The sequence below is a fragment of the Streptomyces sp. NPDC054866 genome (genome assembly GCF_053610745.1).
This window is the reverse complement of sequence record NZ_JBSGZA010000011.1, coordinates 105441-126097: the sequence shown is the minus strand read 5'-3', so window position 1 is coordinate 126097 and position 20657 is coordinate 105441. Positions and strand designations below refer to the sequence as shown.

The 20657-nt window shown below is 70.8% G+C and carries 16 protein-coding genes; 5 read left to right on the top strand and 11 right to left on the bottom strand.

From position 1 onward, the window contains the following. Positions 1-34: 34 nt before the first annotated feature. Positions 35-1129: a DUF5925 domain-containing protein gene (locus tag ACWGI2_RS38410; protein ID WP_453700510.1), complete on the bottom strand. Its 1095-nt coding sequence runs from the start codon at positions 1127-1129 to the stop codon at positions 35-37. Between the two features lie 162 nt (positions 1130-1291). On the opposite strand from ACWGI2_RS38410, the gene ACWGI2_RS38405 reads away from it, so the two are divergent. Further along, a complete protein-coding gene (locus tag ACWGI2_RS38405) occupies positions 1292-2713 on the top strand; it encodes a GH39 family glycosyl hydrolase (protein WP_453399302.1) in 1422 nt (473 codons plus the stop codon). A 27-nt stretch (positions 2714-2740) separates the two neighbouring features. Here ACWGI2_RS38405 and ACWGI2_RS38400 read toward each other — a convergent pair whose 3' ends face one another. From ACWGI2_RS38400 to ACWGI2_RS38375, 6 genes are all read right to left on the bottom strand, one after another. Beyond that, on the bottom strand, positions 2741-6619 hold the full coding sequence (locus ACWGI2_RS38400) for a lipopolysaccharide biosynthesis protein (protein ID WP_453700508.1): 3879 nt from the start codon (positions 6617-6619) through the stop codon (positions 2741-2743). Then, positions 6612-7412, bottom strand: coding sequence for a polysaccharide deacetylase family protein (locus tag ACWGI2_RS38395; protein WP_453700506.1), 801 nt, complete (start codon positions 7410-7412; stop codon positions 6612-6614). Before ACWGI2_RS38395 ends, ACWGI2_RS38400 begins: the two co-directional genes overlap by 8 nt. Positions 7413-7443: 31 nt before the next feature. Further along, on the bottom strand, positions 7444-8475 hold the full coding sequence (locus tag ACWGI2_RS38390) for a glycosyltransferase family 2 protein (RefSeq protein ID WP_453700505.1): 1032 nt from the start codon (positions 8473-8475) through the stop codon (positions 7444-7446). Beyond that, entirely contained in the window at positions 8472-9305 is an 834-nt protein-coding gene (locus ACWGI2_RS38385) for a glycosyltransferase family 2 protein (RefSeq protein ID WP_453700503.1), read from the bottom strand. Before ACWGI2_RS38385 ends, ACWGI2_RS38390 begins: the two co-directional genes overlap by 4 nt. A 379-nt stretch (positions 9306-9684) precedes the next feature. Beyond that, the gene (locus ACWGI2_RS38380; protein WP_160504145.1) at positions 9685-10785 is read right to left on the bottom strand and encodes a GNAT family N-acetyltransferase; all 1101 of its coding nucleotides are present in this window, start codon (positions 10783-10785) and stop codon (positions 9685-9687) included. 1 nt (position 10786) lies between these two features. Continuing rightward, positions 10787-11218: a hypothetical protein gene (locus tag ACWGI2_RS38375; RefSeq protein WP_453700502.1), complete on the bottom strand. Its 432-nt coding sequence runs from the start codon at positions 11216-11218 to the stop codon at positions 10787-10789. Positions 11219-11452: 234 nt separating this feature from the next. Between ACWGI2_RS38375 and ACWGI2_RS38370 the strand changes: the two genes are divergently transcribed. After that, complete coding sequence (locus ACWGI2_RS38370) at positions 11453-12277, top strand: SGNH/GDSL hydrolase family protein (protein WP_453399309.1); 825 nt, start codon at positions 11453-11455, stop codon at positions 12275-12277. Between the two features lie 32 nt (positions 12278-12309). Here the strand turns inward: ACWGI2_RS38370 and ACWGI2_RS38365 are convergent, their stop codons facing one another. The 4 genes from ACWGI2_RS38365 to ACWGI2_RS38350 form a co-directional block, all read right to left on the bottom strand. After that, positions 12310-13938 (bottom strand): serine/threonine-protein kinase, encoded by a 1629-nt coding sequence (locus ACWGI2_RS38365; RefSeq protein ID WP_453700616.1) that lies wholly within the window; start codon positions 13936-13938, stop codon positions 12310-12312. Positions 13939-14049: 111 nt separating this feature from the next. Further along, on the bottom strand, positions 14050-15447 hold the full coding sequence (locus tag ACWGI2_RS38360) for an urease accessory protein UreH domain-containing protein (protein ID WP_453700501.1): 1398 nt from the start codon (positions 15445-15447) through the stop codon (positions 14050-14052). 289 nt (positions 15448-15736) lie between these two features. Beyond that, positions 15737-16981, bottom strand: coding sequence for a tetratricopeptide repeat protein (locus tag ACWGI2_RS38355; RefSeq protein ID WP_453700499.1), 1245 nt, complete (start codon positions 16979-16981; stop codon positions 15737-15739). A 102-nt stretch (positions 16982-17083) separates the two neighbouring features. After that, complete coding sequence (locus ACWGI2_RS38350) at positions 17084-18661, bottom strand: DUF4331 domain-containing protein (RefSeq protein WP_453700497.1); 1578 nt, start codon at positions 18659-18661, stop codon at positions 17084-17086. Between the two features lie 216 nt (positions 18662-18877). On the opposite strand from ACWGI2_RS38350, the gene ACWGI2_RS38345 reads away from it, so the two are divergent. From ACWGI2_RS38345 to ACWGI2_RS38335, 3 genes are all read left to right on the top strand, one after another. Next, positions 18878-19420, top strand: coding sequence for a sigma-70 family RNA polymerase sigma factor (locus ACWGI2_RS38345; RefSeq protein ID WP_453700495.1), 543 nt, complete (start codon positions 18878-18880; stop codon positions 19418-19420). Next, positions 19417-20208: an anti-sigma factor gene (locus tag ACWGI2_RS38340; protein WP_453700493.1), complete on the top strand. Its 792-nt coding sequence runs from the start codon at positions 19417-19419 to the stop codon at positions 20206-20208. The genes ACWGI2_RS38345 and ACWGI2_RS38340 overlap by 4 nt, the downstream gene beginning before the upstream one ends. Before the next feature lie 116 nt (positions 20209-20324). Continuing rightward, on the top strand, positions 20325-20591 hold the full coding sequence (locus ACWGI2_RS38335) for a hypothetical protein (protein ID WP_160504136.1): 267 nt from the start codon (positions 20325-20327) through the stop codon (positions 20589-20591). Positions 20592-20657 lie beyond the last annotated feature (66 nt).

Sequence of the window (20657 nt, the reverse complement as noted above, 5' to 3'; positions counted from 1 at the left end):
CCGCGAAGCGGCGGCTTGTAAGCCGCCCGCAGGGCTACAGATACAGCCCCGAGTCCGCGCCCTCCCGGGGGTCCGGGACCGACGTAGGGGAGGTTCCGCGGCGCAACGCGTACAGCTCCGCCAGCGTCGCGCCCTCGCGGGGGACTCCCTCCTCCGTGCCGAGCCAGTCGATCGACTCGGCGCGGGTCAGGCTGCCCACCTCGATGCGGGCGAGGCACCGGCCGGGCCGGACCACCGCCGGGTGGAGCCGCTCCAGGTCCTCGTTCGTCGTGACGCCGACCAGGACGTTGCGCCCCTGCCCGAGCAGCCCGTCCGTCAGGTTCAGCAACCGCGACAACGCCTGCCCCGCGGTGTGCTTCGCCTCCCCCCGGATCAGCTCGTCGCAGTCCTCCAGGAGCAGCAGCCGCCAGCGGCCCTTCGCCGTGCCGTCGTCCTCGCCGATCGCGATGTCCATCAAGTAGCCGACGTCGCTGAACAGCCGCTCCGGGTCCAGGACACAGTCCACCTGGCACCAGTCACGCCAGGACCGCGCGAGCGTCCGCAGCGCCGACGTCTTGCCCGTGCCCGGCGGGCCGTGCAGGAGCAGGAGGCGGCCCGAGATGTCCTCGGGCCCCGTCTTCATCAGGGAGTCCATGGCCTCGGCGACCGGCGCGGTGTAGTTCTCCCGCACCTCCTCCCACGTACCGGCGGCGATCTGCCGCGTGGTGCGGTGCGGGCCGCGCCTGGGCGACACGTACCAGAACCCCATGGTCACGTTGTCCGGCTGGGGCTCCGGCTCGTCCTGCGCGCCGTCCGTCGCCTGCTTCAGGACCTTCTCCGCGAGGTCGGCGCTCGTCGCCGTCACGGTGACGTCCGCGCCGCGGTTCCAGCGCGAGATCAGGAGCGTCCAGCCGGCGCCCTCGGCCAGCGTCGCGCTGCGGTCGTCGTCGCGGGCCGCGCGCAGCACCGTCGCACCGGGCGGGAGCAGCGTGGAGCCGGACTTGACGCGGTCGATGTTGGAGCTGTGCGAGAAGGGCTGCTCACCGGTGGCGAAGCGGCCGAGGAAGAGGGCGTCCACGACATCCGACGGCGAGTCGCTGTCGTCGACGTTGAGCCGGATCGGCAGGGTGTCCTGAGGGTTCGCAGACATGCCGCCATGATCCGGCACACAAGTGCCCTCGTGCATCCAGGTTTACGTACTCCGCCGTACTCCGTTCAGGTGGGGGCAGGCCCCCCGAATCCGCAGGAAAGCCGCAAACCCGTGGTACGGAACCTGTCCTACCGCCAACTACCGTGGCTACTCTTGCTCTTGATGGGACGTCATGGGTGGTATTCGGGGGCACAGCGGTGGCGGCTCGCCGCGTTGCTCGGCGTTGCTCTGGCCGCACTGGCACTGATCCTGACCGTCGTCACGCTCCCCGATGACGGCACCGACTCCGAAGGCACCACGCGCGACGGCGACAAGGTGCACGGCACCCCCGCGGTCCCGCCCGGCGAGGCGAAGCCGGCCGTCGGCTGGGGCTTCACCCACACCCAGTACAGCGCGGACGAGGGCGGCGATGCGGCCACGCGGCGCGCCGAGGAGCTGCTCGCGGGCCAGCCGCGCCCGCTGCCGCAGATCCAGCACATCATGGGCTGGGGCGCGGGCAACCCCGAGCCGGTCAAGGGGCGTTACGACTTCACGGAGATGGACAGCCGGATGGACTTCATCCGCGCCACCGACGGCACGCCGGTCGTCACCCTGTGCTGCGCCCCGGACTGGATGAAGGGCGGCAAGCCCGGCGCGGACAACACCGACTGGAGCCAGCAGGCCCTGGAGACCGCTCCGGAGCCCGCCCATTTCAAGGACTACGCCAAGCTCGCGGCGACCGTCGCCAAACGCTATCCGGACGTACGGCACTTCATCGTCTGGAACGAGTTCAAGGGCTTCTGGAACAACGAGAAGGCCCGCTGGGACTACGAGGGCTACACCGAGCTCTACAACCTGGTCTACAAGGAGCTCAAGAAGGTCAACAAGGACATCATGGTCGGCGGCCCCTACCTCGTCATGGACAGCGTCGACCCGCGCCAGACCGAGGGCGCGTCGACGGAGGTCAAGGGCCCCTGGGGCCGCTTGGACCAGCGGGTCCTCGACGCCTTCGACTACTGGAACAAGAACAAGGCGGGCGCCGACTTCGTCGTCGTGGACGGTTCCAGCTACACCGTCGACGACGAGATGCTCCCCGACGAGTTCAAGGCCACCGAGAAGCTCACGGCCGTCAGCAAATGGGTGCGGGAGCGCACCGGGGACCTGCCGCTGTGGTGGGCCGAGTACTACGTGGAACCGGGCGACAGCGACGACGACCGCGACGACTGGTCCGAGCCGCACCGCGTCGCCGTGCACGCCACCGGGCTGATGGCGATGGCACGCGGCGGTGCGAGCAGCGGCTTCTACTGGAACCCGCAGAAGAGAGGCGAGACCTGCGCGGGCTGCCTGTGGCGGTCCACTCAACTCGACGACGGCGGCACGGAGTTGCCGATGCTGAAGATGCTCTCCCGGTTCAACGACGCGTTCCCGCCCGGCACGGAGTACGAGAAGGTCTCCGTCGCCGCCGACGACGTACCGAACGTACGCGTCCTCGCCGACAAGGAGACCGTGCTCGTCGTGAACACCCTCGACCGCTCCATCGACGCGAAGGTCGACGGGCAGCGGTTCGGGATGAAGGGGTACGAGGTGAAGTGGCTGAAGCGGTGATCCGCTTCAGCCCTCCCCGGCCCCGCGTCACGCCATCGTCAGGAACCGCTGGATCAGCGAGGCGAGCAGCACCGCGAGCAGCGGCAGCGAGAACCAGAAGCTGCTCTGCAGCCAGCGCAGCTGCCGCACGCTCGGCTCCACCGCCACCCGCACGACCTCACGGGTGACGAGAAGCAGGACCAGGGCGATCGCCGCGAGCGCGCCGACCACCGACCAGGGAGTCCAGGTCACCTGCGGCCCGATCGGGCCCGGATCGGCCTTCTCGACCGCGCCGTTCGGCTGCTTGCGCAGCGTGTAGAGGGTCGCGTCGTCGTTCGTGAGGACCTTCTTCAGCTCCTGGCGGTTGTCGAGGTTCGTGATCAGCCGGGTGTCCCAGGTCCTGGAGTAGCCCACGTCCATCTGGAGATAGACCGTCTGGCTCTTGTTGATCATCAGATACGAGTTGGGGCCCGCGTCCTTGAGCGCCTTCACCAGGCTGGAGACCAGGACCGGGTCGGCGGGGGCGAGGGTCGGGACGTACTGCACCTTCTCCATGTCGCGCATGCCCCAAGGCATCGCGGGCGTCACGTTGTTGAGCGTGTCGTCGCTCATCCACAGGAGTCGTACCGTCGGGTCGTCGTGCTCGTACACGTACTCCATCGCGGCGACCTCGCCGGCCCGGGTCCGCTCGAAGGGTTCGTTGCCCCAGCGCGCCACCAGGAAGCCGCCCATCAGGACGAGCCCCGCCATCAGCGCGGCGAGCGGCGCCAGGCTCACCTTGTCGCGGTCCCGTTCCTTCGCGGTGATGCCCGCCCGCGGGAAGAACGCGAGCCCGGCCAGGAGCGCGGCGCCCGGCAGCGCGAACATGAAGACACGCAGGGCCATCTCGCCGCCGTACGACTGCATGCCGAAGCCCAGGAACGGGATGAAGGTCAGGACGAGCAGCGAGCGTTCCGTGTACTTGTGGTCGCGCCGCCGCCACCAGCCCCAGCAGGCGAACGCCATGACACCGCCGGCCAGCGCGACGCGTGCGTACAGGACGAGTTGGTGGGTCGAACTGCCGCCCTCGATGCGGCCGGACACCGACGACGTCACGTTGCCGCCGACGCCGCCGATCCCGCCGAACAGCTCGTCGAAGTGACCCGACCAGTACGGCTCCGCGAGGAAGCCCACCCAGACGGCGACGAGGACCGCGAAGAGGATCGGCAGGCCCCGCAGCTCCGAGCGGCCCACCAGGACGAGCGCGGCCAGGACGCCGAGCATCACGAACGGCGTGAGCTGGTGCGCGGGGACCGTCGCCGCGAACAGGGCTATCAGGACGACGAGCAGGACCGCGCGCTGGCGCCGGTCGGCGGGTTCGACCTCCAGCTCTCCCGGGCGCCGCCTGGCCCACAGCACGTGCGGCGCGCGGAACCACACGAGGAGCACCGCGACGAACACCAGATAGAGCAGATACGTGAAGCCCTGCGGGGAGAAGTAGTCCTGGCCGACCCAGCCGCTGAGGGCGAAGATCCACAGGCCTGCCCACTTGGCGCGCCAGGACGCCCGCATGGAGCGCACGAGCAGGAACATCGGGGCCAGGTAGAGCAGTTGCATGGCCAGCGGCCACCAGCGGATCACCTCGGTCATGTCCGAGACGCCGCACGCCTTCGCCACGAACGTGGCCGCGGCGAAGAACCCGGGCCAGCTCCAGCGCGCGTCCAGGTCGGGCACCGCGGAGCCGGTCCTGTCGATGTACTCCATGAAGCCCAGGTGCTGCCAGGCCGTCGCGAACCGCGGCTCGTCCTCGAGCAGGGCCGGCAGTGCGTGCAGACACACCACCGTGGTGAGCAGCGTCGCCAGGAGCAGGGCCTTGTGCGGGCGTTCCAGCCAGAGCAGCGAGGCGAAGACGACGACGAGCAGCGCGGCGCCGAGCAGGGTCGGCGCGGGCAGGATCGAGATGAGCCCGAGCCCGCCCATCTCGTCCAGATCGGCCTCGGTGATGCCCACGGTGGGCAGCCAGTAGAGGGCGAGCGCGAAGGCGAGGAACAGCGCCATGAAGAGGGCGTGGCTACGGGGGAGCGGTCCGGGCGCGACGACGGGCTCGGGCGGTTCCTCCGCCGCGCCGGGGGCGGTGGCGGGCTCCTCGGCGGGCGCGGTGACGGCCGACGACACCGAAGGCGGCATCGGCGACGGAGCCGCCGGTTCGCGCGGTTTGACCGGTGTTCTCAGCGCCCAGGTCGGCCGGTGCGCCGTGACCTCCGAGTCCTCCGTGTCCGGCATGTCATCCCCCTTGTCCCCCTTGTCCCCCTTGCCCCCCGTGCCCGCGGCCTTCCCGAAGACCGGCGTCCCGGACGCGGGCGTCCCCGGCCCCGGACGCACGTCGGGCCTGCGCTCCGGATGCTCGAAGTCGGGCCGCACCGCCAGTTGCAGCGTGTCCGAGTCGAGCGCGTCGCGCAGCGCCCAGGCGGGCCCGCGCCGCTCCTTCTTCTGTCCCGCCGCGTCCGCCGCCGCGGGCGCGAGCGGCGTCTCGGGCGTCCCCAGGTCCGCGAGATCGCCGTCCGGTGCCCCGCCGGCATCCGACGGCGCGGCCCCCCGCGCCACCCGGTACAGCTTCGGCGCCGCGATCGCCACGATCACCGTGAGGCTGCAGATCTCGGCGACACCCGCGCCCGTGAGCCCCATCCGCGGCAGCAGAATCAGCGTCAGGCCGAGCACGAGGGCGCACAAGAGCCCCTGCATCCAGGCGATCCCGGACGTACGGCTCTGCGCGCGCTGCACCGCGAAGTACGTCTCCATGACGACCCGCAGCGCCGCGCCCACCGCGAACCAGCGAAGGAGCGGCGTCGCCGCGTCCGCGTATGCCTCGCCGAAGACCCGCAGAATGAACGGCGCCCCGATGAAGAGCAGACCGCACACCGGCAGCATGATGCGCGCCATGCGGCGCAGCGCGGCCCGGGTGTTCGCCGCCAGCCGCGCCGGGTCGTGCGCGCCCTCGACGGTCAGCGAGGCGCCCATGTTGATGGCGAGCAGATTGACCGTGCCGCCGATCGTGGTGGTGATGTAGAAGTACGCGTTGTCGACCGAGCTGACCTGCGAGGCGACGATCACCGGTACGAGATAGACGACGGCGAGCGAGAAGAGCGAGCCCGTGTAGTCGCCGGCCAGGAAGCGGCCCATCTCGCGCAGCGTCGGCGGCTGCGTCTTGTCCTGGGTCGCCTTCACGTGCCGCGGCACGAGGCGCCGGAACACCAGCCAGCCGAGCGGGATGACCGACAGGGCGATCGCGGCGACCCACGACACGAACACGCCCGCCGTCGGGATCGCCGCGGCCACCGCGATGAGCAGCCCCAGCTTGACGACCGAGAAGATGGTGTTGCCGACCGGTACCCACAGTGCGTTGCGCAGCCCCGTGAGCACCCCGTCCTGGAGGGTGAGCAGCGACCAGGCGATGACCGCGGCGATGAAGCCGAGGCCGTGCAGCGGTCCGTGCAGGAACTTGTACGAGGGTCCCCACAGGTCGAGCGTGAACAGGAAGATCAGCGCGGCGAACGCCACGACCACCGAACTGGCCGCGTACGTACGGAAGATGAGCTTGCCCGTGGCGCGTCCCGCTACCGGTATGTAGCGGGCGAGGGCACCCGTCAGGGTGAGGGCGGTGAGCCCCGCGAGGAGCTTCATGGCGGCGATCGCCGCCGAGCCCTGGCCGACCGCCGACTCGGAGTAGTACCGAGCGGCGGCCAGCCAGAAGCCGACGCCGAGCACGCCGGAGATGCCGGTGTTCAGCATCAGTGCATAGGCGTTGCGGAACAACGGGCTCCCACCACCACCGCCACCCCTGCCGGGCAGGCGCATCCTGCGCGGCCTGCCCGGCTTGCCGGACGGCGGCCGCTGTTCGGTGCTCGGAGTCCCAGAGACGTCTGCCTGGGCGGTCGACGTGTCAGACACGGGTACGAGTTGCCTTCCGGCGGGCCTGTCGGGCTCTTCGGACCACGGCGTACCCCTTGGTGTGGGCACGGTCCCTTGCGAAGTTGCGGGCGATCGAACGGCCCTCCACGAGCCGTTCGAACTCCCCGATGCCGGTGGAGCGGCGCACGGTCACCCGCTGCAGGGCGTACGGCCCCTGCGTACGCCGCGCGAGGGCGTTGCCGACCGCGAGCGACTGGGCGAATCCGGCGCCGCGCACCGTGCGGCGCACCCGGCGGCTCGAATAGCCGTAGGGGTAGGCGAAGGAGACCGGCCGGGTGCCGATCTCTTCGGTGACGATCTCCCTGCAGCGAAGGAGTTCGAACCAGAGATCGTCGTCGTCCAGCTGGTCGAGCTGCGGGTGCGTGTGGCTGTGCCCGCCGATCTCCGTGCCCGCTGCGGCCAGTTCGCGCACCTGGTCCCAGTCGAGCATCAGGTCGAGGCCGCCCCCGGTGTCGTGCGCTCCGCGCAGCCAGCCCGTGGAGACGAACAGCGTCGACGCGAAGCCGTGCTTGGCGAGCACGGGCAGCGCGTGCCGGTGCACGCCTTCATAGCCGTCGTCGAAGGTGATCAGGACGGGCCTGGCCGGCAGGGCGCGGCCGGGAGTACGCCAGATCGCGGCGAGCCCGGCCGTGCTCAGTGGCGTGAACCCCCGCTCGCCGAGCAGTTCGAGCTGCTCGGCGAACGCCCCTGGAGACACGGACAACGCCCGCGTCTCCAGGGTCGGTTCATGCGCGATCGAGTGGTACATGAGTATCGGCACAGGAGCGTTCATGACGGCCCTCCTCGGCCGGTCGGTGCCGTGCTCATGCCGCAGCCCCCTCACCGTCCGCATCCGTCTCGATCTCCACGACCGAGAACGTGGCGCCTCCCCTGCGCGCGCGGACACTCCCGAGCACGTACCCCCCCGCCGCGGTGAGCACGCCCGCCACGATGGCGCCCGCGCGGCCCGCGCCGCCCGGACGCGCGAGCAGCGCGTCACGCAGACCGCGCCCGACACCGGCCGGCAGGACGCGCGTGGCATACCGGCGCTCGGACTCAAGCCCCTTGTCGGCACCGACACTTCGCGCCACGAGCGCCTTGGAGAGGCCCTCCGCGTACGTCCGTGTGCGGAAGTACTGGAAGCGCTCCCGTGCCGCGGGGACGCGGTGGTGGATCACCGCGCGGTCGTCGATGAGCAGGATCGCGTCCGGCCTCGCGCGGGTGAGACGGATGCACAGCTCCGTCTCCTCGCAGCCAAGGGGGCGCTTGTCGCCGTCGCGCCCGATGCCGGTCGCGAAGCCGCCCGCCGCCTCGAACGCGCTGCGACGGAAGGAGGCGTTGCCGCCCAGGACGTTGCGCACGCGGACCCGCCCCTCGGGCAGCCCCTTGTACGTACAGCCGACGACCCAGTCGAACTCCTCGGGGAACCAGGCGGGCCTGCGCCGTGACTCCCAGATCGGCATGGTGCGCCCGCCCACCGCGAAGACCTTCGGGTCGGCGTACCCCTCGGCGAAGTGGCGCAGCCAGTCCCGCTCCGCGACGGCGTCGTCGTCGAGGAACGCGATGATCTCGCCGCCGGATGCGGCGATCCCGGTGTTGCGGCCCGCCGAGAGGCCGCGGGGGCCCGCGTTCGCGAGCACCCGCACCCCTTCTGTCTCCTTGTACTCCTTGGAAAGACGGTCGAGGAGCGAGGCGTTGTGGTCCACCACGAGAAGCGTCTCGAGTGCCGCCAGGGACTGCGCCCGCACCGAGGCGACCGCCGCGAGGATGTCCTCCCAGCGGTCCTCGGTGTAGACGCAGATGACGACGGAGATGCCCGCGACCGTGCTACCCCCGTGGTGTCCGGAACCGCTCAAGACACCTCTCCCTGACGCGTGCGGAAGGGCACCCCACGGGTGCTGCGGCGCTTCCCGCGGCGGTTGGAACGCTCCGTGAGGATCACCTTCAGGACGCGCAGACCGTCGCGTACGGCCCTGAGGTTGCTGACGCCGTGGATGCGGAGGTACTCGTGGCTGGGGATCTCCTGCACCTTGAGCCCGGCCTTGACCACCCGGATGTTCATCAGGGTCTCCACCTCGAAGCCCGTGCAGTCGAGCTCTATCTTGTCGAGGCAGTGCCGCCAGAAGGCGTTGTAGCCGTAGCAGAGGTCGGTGTAGCGGGCGCCGAACTTGGCGTTCACGACGGAGCACAGAACGTGGTTGCCGAGCTTGCGGATCGGCGTCATGTCGTCCGTGGCACCGCCGTTGGCGAACCGCGAGCCCTTGGCGAAGTCCGCGCCCGAGACCAGGGCGGAGACATAGCTGACGATCTCGTGACCGTCGGCGGAGCCGTCCGCGTCGACCATCACGATGATGTCGCCGGTGCATGCCTCGAATCCGGTGATCAGGGCGTCACCCTTGCCCTTGCCGAGCTGGCGGACGACCTTCACGTCCGGCCACAGTTCCCGCGCGACGGCCACCGTGTCATCGGTGGAATTGCCGTCCACGAGCACGACCTCGTGGATCCATTCGGGCAATGTCTTGAAGACGTAGGGAAGATTCTCCGCCTCATTCATCGCGGGAATCACGACGCTCACCGGCGGTGTGATCGCCAAGTGGGTGGTAATCGGCCGGTAGTTGCCGGACAGTGTCGGCTTGTTTAACGGATCTTGGCCCGGCTCGGTGGCAGGGCGCACAAAAGAAGTCATGAGTCTGATCCCTCTCGTCCGGTGGACCGCCCACCCCCGGGCGGTCCGGATATGTATCCGGTTCGAAAGGGGGGTTCTCACTTGCGCATGACGAAATGGATCTCCGTGCATGCCGAGTGAGCTGGCATCGCGCGGGACGTGACTCGGCACGAATTCAGTCGCCGAGCACGGCACCCCCCTACCGCGCCCCGCGCCGGTTCCACCGCGACCTTGAGCCCTCCCCTAGATCGCATTGCGTGATGGACCGATGCGGGTGGATGTACGACGGTATTGATGATTGAGACCGTATGGCAAGACCTGGAACGTGGCCTCACGTTTTTGATGATTTGGCCAATCTTGGTGGGCACATACGGAGCGCCCTGTTCCCTCCCGCTACCCCTTATTCGTTCTTTCTTGATCGGATTTGGCCCATGCGTTTCAGCAGCTTGTCGGCCGGTTCAAAGAGTTCCGGCCGTGACAAGACCGTGTTGCGCAGCGCCCTGACCGGAGCGCGCCGCGCCCGGTGACCGATCGCTGCCGGATGGCGCAGAGCCACCCACCCCTCGGACACGGTGAGTTCGCGTGTCTTCAGGGAGTCCTTGTACTGCTTCTGGCCCCGCCCGAGATCGAGATACGCGATGCCGTCGGCGGCGGCCGCCTCGGCCATGCGCAGATGCAGGATCAGGCCGGGCGAGTACTTGGCGTACGCCGGGTCGTACGCAGGGAACCACTGGGCGAAGACCCGTTCGGAGCGCAGCCCGAAGTGCGCGGCGACGGGCACCTCGTCGGCGTAGAGCACGGAGAGCAGGCCGGCGAACTGATCGGACCTGGTGTGGAAGAGCTGCCGGACGAGCTGGTTGATCCACGTGGACGCGAAGCGGTCGCTGCGGCCCGTCCTGCGGTACTGGGCCGACTTCCACTCCATCAGGGTGCGAAGGACCGCGGGGTCGCGCTCGTCGTGCACGTAGCGAACGGTGTCGTGGTCGCGCTCGAGCCTGCGCACCTTGGAGAGCGTCGTGCGGGTGAACTTCGGTGACTTCGCCCTGAGCTGGCCGAGATACGCCTCGTACCCCTGGTCGATGTCCATGACGGGGGAGGCGAAGGAACCGGAGGCGCCCGCCTCGAACGGCTCCTGGCCGTTGGTCAGATGGTCGAACTCGTACATCGCGAGCCCGCAGGCCCGTAACAGCTCTCGTGCGTCCCACGTGAAGCCGGGCCGGTGCACCAGGCCCTGGCAGTCGGAGACGCCGAGGCCGATGGCCCGGCCGACGCCGGTGATGGATCTCTGGAACGGGAAGAAGGCCGCGGGCTCGCCGCCTTCGCGTACGACCGCGATCCGCACCCCGCGCCGCCAGTGGCCCACCGCGAGGGTGAACTCCGGGGAGAGGAAAGGATTGGCCAGCTCCGGCGAGCCGTGGAGGTGGGCCTTGGACTGCAGCGCTGTCCAGGCCGCCCGGTCCGCAGCGGTGAGTTCTCCAGGGCGGTGCACGGTGATGTCCACGTCAGGAGGTCCGCCTCGTCGGGGCGCGGCGTCGCAGCCGCCGCGCCAGTACCAGCAGATAGATGAGCGAGCCGATCACGGTGATGGCGGCGACCCCGCCGCGTACCGACCACATGTGGAGGGCGAGCATCGCCTGCGCCACCAACAGGTTGACCGCGAAGGACCCGGAAACGGAAGCAATGATCCGGCCCCATGGATCAAGTCCCCTGAGAGCGGCGCCAATTGCTCCGCCGGGCGCCGCCAGCAGGAAGAACAGGGTGAACGGGGCGCGCAGCGGCGAATCGATGTCCGTGAGCGCGAGCATCGCGCCGACCGCGCCCACCGCCACAGCCGTGCCCGCGAGCAGGGGCAGCGCGTCTTCGTGACGGCCAGGCCGGTCGTGGGGCTCTCGCCCGGTGTCTGATGACAGTGACTTGATCCTGATGGTCTGCATTGGCGACTTTGCCCCCCGAAGCGCCGGATGCCGGGCTTCAATGTCGCGCAGTCGACGGCGGCCCGTCAAGATGCGGAGGGAGTGTGGAGATGTTCGCCGTCAGACCCTTGAACCGTAAGGGAACTCCCTGTGCGGGCAAGGGAATTGCAGAAGAACTCATTGACATGAACACTACCGGCGACCTGGGGGGAGTGGTACCACAGTCGAGGCAGAAATCCTGCTAAGGGAGGTTCCATGAGATTGTCCCGAATCACGGCATATGCTTCCTCACTCCTCCTCGCCACCGCCTTCGCCCTCACCGGGGCCACAGCGGCACACGCAGACCAGCGATCCGATCAACAGGCCGCGGCCACCGGCTATGTGGCACTCGGCGACTCCTACTCGTCCGGTGTCGGAGCCGGCGGATACGACAGCGGAAGCGGCAACTGCAAGCGCACCCCGCGCGCGTACCCCGCGCTCTGGGCGGCCGCCAACTCACCCTCCAGCTTCAACTTCACGGCTTGCTCGGGCGCTCGTACGGGTGACGTCGTGGCCAATCAGCTCGGCCCGCTCGGCTCCGGAACGGGTCTCGTCAGCCTCTCCGTGGGCGGCAACGACGCAGGCTTCGCCGACGTCATGACGACCTGCGTGCTCCAGTCCGAGAGCAGCTGTCTCGCGCGGATCGCACAGGCCCGCAGTTACGTCGAGACGACGCTCCCCGGCAACCTCGACAAGGTCTACTCGGCGATCAGCGCCAAGGCACCGGCCGCCGAGGTCGTCGTGCTCGGATACCCCCGCTTCTACAAGCTCGGCGGCGGCTGCATTGCCGGCCTCTCCGAGAAGGAACGCAGCGCCATCAACAGCGCGGCAGACTTCCTCAACTCCACGACCGCCAAGCGCGCCGCCGACCACGGCTTCACCTTCGGCGACGTGACCTCCACGTTCACCGGCCACGAGATCTGCTCGGGCTCCCCGTGGTTGCACAGCGTGAACTGGACCAACATCGGCGAGTCCTACCACCCCAAGGCCGCGGGCCAGTCCGGCGGCTACCTCCCCGTGTTCAGCGCCGCGGCGTCCTGACCCTCAGTCCGGCTCAGTTCGGCGCACAGGAGTCAGTTAGGCGCATAGGAGGAGGCCCCGCCCGTCGGGGTCTCCTCTTCGCATGTCACCGAGTACGCGACCGAGTTGGAGCCCGCCTCCACCGGACTGCGCACCTCCACACTGATCTCGTTCTGATACGTCGAGCCCGGCTCCCCGTCGACCGTCTCCGTGTGGTGCGCCTGCTTGGACTTGCCCCCGCCCGAGGCGAAGCTGAGCGTCTTCCAGCCGGGGTCGCTCGGCTCGCCCGACTTGGTCACCCAGCGGTAGTCGACGGTCACCGGAACCCGCCCCACGGTGAATGTCGCCGTGAACGAGGGGGCCTGCCCGGCGGCCGGCGGACAGACGCCGCTGTACTCCGTGTTCGCGCCGGTGACCGAGACCTTGACGGACTGCGCAGGGTGCGTGGCCGAACCGCCGTTGCCACCACCGCCGCCGTCGTTGCCGCCCCCGCCGCCACCGTCCGTGGAGCCGCCGCCGGTGGAGCCGCCGTCACTGCCGCCGCCGTCGCCCGACCCTCCGCCGTCGCCGCCGTCCGACGTGCTGCCGCCGTTCTTGCCGCCGTCGGAACCGCCGCTGCCGTTCCCGCCGCTGCCGCTCCCGCCTCCTTCGGATGACCCGCTGCTGGTGCCGCCCCCGCCTCCGTCGTCGCGGTTGACCAGGGCGTAGATGAGTCCGCCGAGGGCGAGCGCCAGGGCGACAAGGCCCGCGGTGAGGACGAGGACCGTGCGGCGCGAGCGCGTCGCAGGTGCCGTGGTGGTCGTGGTGACGACGGGCTCCTGCCGGTACGACGACGGCGGCGGAAGCGGAGAGGGTGCCTGCTGGTGCTGATGTGACTGCTGTGACGTGACAGTCGGCATGTACGGGAGCGGCGTCGCCACCTGGGGGGTGCCGCCCGCCGCGACAAGCCGCAGCTGGTTCTCCGCGTCGGCGGCGGAGATCCGGGCGGCGGGGTCCTTCCGCAGCAGCCCCTCGATGACCGGGACCAGCGGCCCCGCGTTCCGGGGCGGCGGCAACTCCTCGTCGACGACCGCGCGCAGCGTACTGAGAGGGGTGTCCTGCCGGAACGGCGAATGGCCCTCGACGGCCGCGTAGAGCAGCACACCCAGCGACCACAGATCGGACTCGGGCCCAGGACGCTGCCCCAACGCCCGCTCCGGGGCGAGGAATTCGGGGGAGCCCACCACCTCACCCGTCATGGTGAGGGCCGAACTCCCCTCCACCATGGCGATCCCGAAGTCGGTCAGGACGACACGGCCGTCGTTCGCGATGAGTACGTTGCCGGGCTTGACGTCACGGTGCAGGACCCCGGCGTCGTGGGCGGCGCGGAGGGCGGCGAGCACCTCGGCGCTGACACGAGCGGCACGCTGCGGGGCCATCGGACCCTCCGCGTCCAGGACGTCGGACAGCGAAAGACCCCGCACGATCTCCATGACGATCCACGGGCGCCCGTCCTGGCTCGCCACGTCATAGACCGTCACCACATTGCGGTGCGGGATACGGGCGGCGGCCCACGCCTCGCGCTCCAGACGGGCGTACAGCCGGTCGACCTCGCCGGCCGGGAGCCCGGCGGGCGCACGTACCTCCTTGACCGCGACCTCGCGGCCCAGGACTTCGTCGCGGGCCCGCCAGACCGTGCCCATGCCGCCCTCGCCCAAGGGGGCGAGCAGGCGGTAGCGCCCCGCGATCACACGCTCGTTCTCGCTCACGGGCGTCCCCCATCCGCAGCCGTGCGATTTCTCCACGAAACTACCTCAACCGAGCGCGGTTGCCGCCCCTTTGAACACCAATCCACACCCCAGGGCGAGTACGACGAACGCGGAGCCCAACGGCAGGAAACGATGCGTGGTCCGACGCAGCCACCGGGGACCGTGGACCCGCCGCCCGGCGAGGGACCCGACCCGCACCACGAGGAACCCCGCGGCCGTCAGCGTGACGGCGAGCCCCACCCCGTACGCGAGGACGAGCAGCAACCCGAACCAGGCCTCGCCCAGGGCGGCGGCGCCGACGAGCACGACGACTGCGGACGGGCTCGGTACGAGGCCGCCCGCGAAGCCGAGGAAGAGGGCGCCGCGGATGGTGGGTGGCGCCTCATGCGTGTGGTGGTGATCGGCGTGGTGATGGTGGCTGTGCCCGCGCCGCCGCCAGGCCCGCCGCAGGAGCAGGGCCCCCGCTCCGGTGACGAGCACGCCGCTGACCACTCCCAGCCAGGCGATGACCGACGGGGCGGCGGCGGAGCCTCCCGCCACGAGCAGCCCCAGGGCGGTCACGCCGAGGGTGTGCGTGACGGTCACCGATGCGGCGAGGGGGAGGACGTCACGCAGGGACGCCTGTCCCCTCGCGGCGGCGCTCGCCGCCATCAGCGTCTTGCCGTGCCCCGGCGCGACGGCGTGCAACGCCCCCAGCAACAGGGCGATGGCCAGGGCGAGTCCGGCGAAGCCGGGGGTGAGGTCGTGGCGCGCCACGAGTCCCGTCAGGGCCTGCGTCCAGCGGTCCGCGCCGCGTGGCAGCACGGAGGCCGGAGCCTCCGGCCGCTCCTCGTCGAGGGCGGGGCCGCCGGGGGTGATCCGCAGCGTGGCGGAGTCATCGCCGGGCGGCGAGTCGAGCAGCCGCTCCGGGTAGCGGGTCAGGCGCTTCGATACGGACGCCTCCGGTACGTCCGATGCGCTCAGGGTCATCCGGTCGCCCCGCGCGGTGACCTCCCGCCACCCGGGGCCCGGCTGTCCGGCAGCCGTGAAGCGGGCCGCGAACTCGGTGCCCCGGGGGAGCGGGGCACCGAGCTCGCACTCCACGCGGAGGGTGGGCAGCCCTGCCTGGCCCTCCCGGGTGACCGCGCGGGCCTCCTCCACGCGGAGTCCCGCCGTCCGCCCGTCCACCCTTAGCCGGGAGCCGCGGGCGGCGTCCTGACACCGCTCCTCGGCCCAACTCTCCATGCCCTCACGCTTGATGCGGGGCATGGCCTGGGTGGCCGGGATCTCGGCGAGGTCCTCGATGTGGTCCACGCGGAGGTGCTCCTGGCCCACCACGAGGCCGTCGTACTGATTGACGGTGAAGTTTCCCAAGGGGTGGGCGGCGGCTTCGCCTGGGGGCAGCAGGGCTATCGCTAGCCCCGCGGCCAGGGCGCCCCAGTAGCCGAGGGCGCGGCGCTTCATGGGTGCCCCGCAATGCTTGTCGCCCGAACAGGCCTTTCCCGCCCACCCGCCCGATTACCCCGAAGCCCCACCTCAACGAACAAGCTCTCCCGCCCACCCGCCCGATTACCCCGAAGTGGCATTGGCGACGGGCCGCAGACGCCGTCACGGCCCGAGGGGACGGTTCGGTATGTCCGCCCGGAGCACGGTTCGCGGCGCTCTGGTGCCGAAGCAACCCCGCGACCACCGGACGATGGCGAGGACGGACATACCGAGGCGGCCCCGCCCCCGCAACGGTGTGCAGGCGGCCTCACGACGCTCCCACCGCCCGCTCGATCGCAGCCCGGTGGTACTCGAACGACGGCTCACGGAACCCCGTAGCCGTGGCTCGGCGCGCGTACGGGAGAGCCTTCTCGGCGTGGCCGTTGACGTGCAGGGCCCAGGCCAGTGCGTCCGCCGTGTGGACCGTGTGCCGTCGTCCCCACTCCGCCTCCGCCGCCCGCAGCGCCTCCTTCCGCTCGGCCCTGGTCCCGTGATCCGTCAACGCGATCGCCGCGTCCAGGTCGGCGTTCACCCCGTTCGCCCGAGCCAGCGACACCCACGCGGACACCAGCGCGTACTGTTCCCGGGCCCTCGCCGCGTCACCCCGCTCGCCCCGCGCCTCGTACAACTCGCCGAGCGCGACCAACGGTCCCGGCAGCGGCGCCCGCGCCACCACATCCCGAAGCCCCCGTATCGCCCGCCCCGTGTCGCCCTGCCCGGCCCACGCCCGAGCCCTGCACTCCAGCGCCGGGAGATAGGAGGCGTCCGCCCGCAGCGCCTTCCCGCACTGCTTCAGCGCCTCCCCGTACCGGCCCTGCCGCCACGCGAGCTCCCCCAGTGCGGTGGCGACGTACGCCACGTCCCCGCTGCCGGACCCCGGCCCCACGGCCTGCGTCAGCGCCCGCCGGGCCCCCGCCGCATCGCCACGGAGCTCCCGCACGTACGCGTACCGCGTGAACACCGGCACCCCGGGCCGCCGCGCGTCCGCCTCGTCCGCGGCCCGCGCCGCTGCCCCGTACCGCCCCAGCTCTACCAGCGCGTCGATCCGCGACGCCAACGCGCCCTCGCTGTAAGGGTTCACGTCGAGCGCCGCCTCCGCATGGCGCAGCGCCCCGGTGAAGTCATGGCGGGCAGCGGCCAGCGCCGCCCGTCCCGCGAGCCCCGCGTCGTTGCGGGGCCGCAGCTCCAGGGAGCGGTCGAGAGCGCGTTCCGCCTCGCGGTACCGCGACGGGTCACCCCGGGTGCGGGCCTGCTCGACATAGGCCGTCCCCAGCGAGGCCCACGCCCCGAAGTCCCGCGGCTGGTCCCGCAGATGAGCCTGTAGCGCCTCGACGCCACGATCCAGGTCACCACCCCGCAGAGCACCCGGCGCCACGGCTACGGACGACGAAGGCGGCCGGTCCGGCCCGCTCCCACCGCCGGTCACCACGGCGCCCCCGGTGATCGCGAGCGCAAGAACGACAGCCGCCACCACGGACCGGCCGCCAGGACGAGGTAATGCGGGTACTGCCATCACTGGATCACTGGACCTTCCGAAGCTTCCGTATGAGGAGGGAGATGGCGCGGCCCGCAGGGGGATGAGTGCGGGCCGCGCCGGTCAACGGGGGAGAGGAGCTCAGCCGGTCAGAGCGCCGCCCCCGGCGGCCCGCCTGCGCCACCACGCGAGCCCGAGTCCGACAAGCAGCACCCCTGCCGCTCCCGCCGCCCCGGAGGCGATCAGCACGGCATCGGTGTCATCGCCGCCACCGCTCCCGCCGGATCCCGGACGTCCGGGCACCGCGCCGCCGCCGCTCAGCGCATCGCGCGCCGAGCTGTCGCTGCCCCCGCCGCCCTTGGCCAGCGGCCCTCGGGAACCGGAGGTGGGCAGCGCCACGTACGGGAAGGTGTCGCCGAACTTCTGGTCGTTGACGTCCACCGCGTCGCCCAAGTCGTTCTTGTTTCCGGTGAGTTCGCCCTCGACCGCTTGCAGCTCGATGTCGACGACGTCGTCGGTGAGCCGCCGCCCGTTCGGGAACCCGGCGTTGTCGCCGTCGAGCACCCCGAGCCGCTTGGGTGAATCCGCGGGCTTGACGGACGTGTTGAGCCGCAGGGCCTCGGCGGGCCGGACGCCCGGCGGCTGGTTGAGGCCCTTCACGCCCGTCAGGAACACCGACACGAGATCGTTGCGCGGCTCGGCGGGCGCCTTCAGCTTGTAGATCTTCTCCAGGAGCTTCGGCAGCTCCGGCTTGGTCACGTACTTCAGGAAGTCCGCGTCGTTCCAGGGCGAGGACGCGTTGAACTTGTCCTTGTCCTTCTGCGGCACGACCACCTCGTTGACCAGCGGGTTGCCGAGGCGCGACACCTGAGTCCACTTGCCGTTGGCGTTCTTGCGCTGCGTCGTCGACCAGATGCCGACGGTGGGCTGCTTCTCCGACTGCCGTATCTGGGCCGTCGGCACCTGAAGGGCAAGGGAGTTCACGTTGTAGCCCTTGAGGGTGTCGTTACCGACCTCCGACAGATCACCGCCGTACAGCAGGTCGAACACCCGCAGATCCAGGAAGAACGGATCGTCGGCCTGCCCCGCGAACGTCGAGCCACCGCCCTTGACCGGGCGCACGGCCTGATCACGCAGCTTCTTGTAGTTCGGCATGGACGCCTTGCCGACGTGCGACGGCGCCGCGGGCACGTCGTCGGCGACCTTCGTGGTCGAGACGGCCTTCTGGTCCTTGAGCTTGATCAGCTCCAGGTCGTACGTCTGCGTCACGTTCAGATCGGGATCGTCGAGGCTCGTCACGGGCCCGGTGTTGTAGAGGAACGTGTCGCCGTTCTTGGTCTTCGTGTCGAACGTCCACCGGTAGAGGAGGTCGCCCTGCGCGTCCCCGTCGCTGTCGATGTGGACGTCGTACTGGGCGTCGTCGGCCCACGGATAGAAGTTGGGACCGCCCGCGGGCTCCTCGAAGGGCAGCCAGTTCGCCACGATGGTCGTGGAGTCGGGCTTGTCCGGGCTCACGAACGCGTACACGTCCGTGTTGTCGTACTGAGGCTGCCCCGAGATCAGCGGGGCCTCCCGGTGGCTGGAGGCGTCGGCCGTCTCCGGTCGCAGTGCCGTCACGCCGGCGGCTGCGAGCCCCCCGGCGGCCAGCGCGCCACAGACGAGCGCCGCGAGGCCGCGCTTGCCGCGCCGCCCCGCTCGGCTCTTGGCGATAGCTGTCATCGCGTCCGTCCTTACTGTTCCTCGCGTCCTCGCGCGACCCCGCGCTGCGCGCAAGCCGCCTGACGCACGCCATTCGGGGCGAAGGGCCCGGCGGATTGCCCTCGTTCCCAATCCGCTGCCTTCTCCCGTCCCGAATCCCGGTGCGACCGGACATCGACGCACCCGGCCCGGGAGGACGTGAGCCCCCGGGCCGGGAAGAGGGGGAGAGGGACGCGCATGGAGCCCGACGAGCTGCTGCCGCTGATCGCCGAGGGCGACCAGCGGGCCTTCGAGAAGCTGTACGGCCTGGTCTGCGGGCCGGTGTACGGCATGGTCCGCCGCGTGCTGCGCGACCCGGCACAGTCCGAGGAAGTGGTCCAGGAGGTACTGCTCGAACTCTGGCGGACGGCGGGCCGGTTCGATCCGGCGCGCGGCAGCGCCCTCGCCTGGATCCTCACGCTCGCCCACCGCAGGGCGGTCGACCGGGTACGCAGCGCCCGCGCGGCGAGCGACCGCGAGCGGCGCATGGCCGAGCGGGGCGAAGGACCCGCCTTCGACCAGGTCTCCGAGGCGGTCGAGGGCAGCCTGGAGCGCGAATGGGTGCGCCGCTGCCTCCGGCGCCTCACCGACCTCCAGCGCCAGGCCGTCACGCTCGCCTACTACGACGGCTATACGTACCGGGAAGTGGCCCTGCGCCTCTCCGTGCCCCTCGGCACCGTCAAGACGCGGATGCGGGCCGGACTGCTGCGGCTGCGCGACTGCCTGGGCGCCGCGACATGAGCGGGGGCCTCGAGAGGCCCGCAGCCGGGCGGCCGTGGCCCCGGCGACGCGTCCACTCCCTGACCGTTCCCTACGCCCTGGACGCCCTCGGCCCTCGCGAACTGCGCCGCTTCGAACGGCATCTGGCCCGCTGCGCACGCTGCCGTACGGAGACCAGGGAGCTGGGCGAGGACACGGTACGGCTGGCGGGAGCGGCGGCGGCCCCTCCTCCGCCCGCCCTGCGCGAGCGGGTGCTGAACGCCGTACGCACGACGGAGCAGGAGCCGCCCCAGCGGGCGCCCGTCACTCCGAGCGCGCCCCCTCGCACCCCCGCGCTTCTTGTTCCCGTCGGCCTCGTCGGCGTCCTCACCGCCCTCGCGGTGGCCGCCTCCGCGATCCTCGCCGTCCAGCTGGTCCGTTCAGACGCCCGGCTCGACCGCGAGCGCGCCGAAGCACGTGAGATCGCCCACGTCCTGGCCGCTCCGGACGCCCGCGCGAGCGGGAAGAGGGACGCCTGGGGGCGCGGCATCAACGTCGTGGCGTCGGAGTCCAGGCGGCGCGCCGTGGTGAGCGTCGCGGGGCTCAGGGCGCCGCCTGAGGGCCGTGCGCACCAACTGTGGCTGCTGCGGCCCGCCTCGGCGCCCCGATCCGTGGGCCTCCTTGACGGCGAAACGCCCGTGATCGCCACGGGCCTGAGCGCGTCCGCCGCGTCACTGGCCGTAACCGTCGAACCCGACGGTGGCTCAGAGAGGCCCACTTCCGCCCCGCTTGTCCAACTCGCCCTGGAATCAGTTGTATTCGGAGAGTAATCGTCAACCTCCTTACGGGGTAGGTGAATCCTGTGACCGGGATACACGAGTGTCGTGGCGGGGCGATAGGGTTAACCTGCCCTGGGCCGGGTGCCCTCGTACGGGTGGGGAGTGACATGGAACAGATAACGGTGCGCAGCAGGGCGCGTGTCCCTGCGATCACCTGCGGGAGCAGCGCGACCAGCTCGCGTCTCGACCGCCATCTCGCAGTGCTGGGCGGCCCCGCCGTTCCGCAGCGTGAGACGGCGGAAGCGACATTGCTGATGCGTGAGCTGACCTCACGGGGTGCGCATGACCACAGTGGCCGCGGTGCACGTGTGCGGAGGGTTTCCCTCTTCGCTCCCTTGCGCAGGCTGCGGCGGTCGCTCTTTGGGGGTCGCTGACCACGGGTGGTCGGGGGTTCGGCCGCCGCTCAGCGGCGGATTGCCTCCACCCACCCGCCCCTTCCC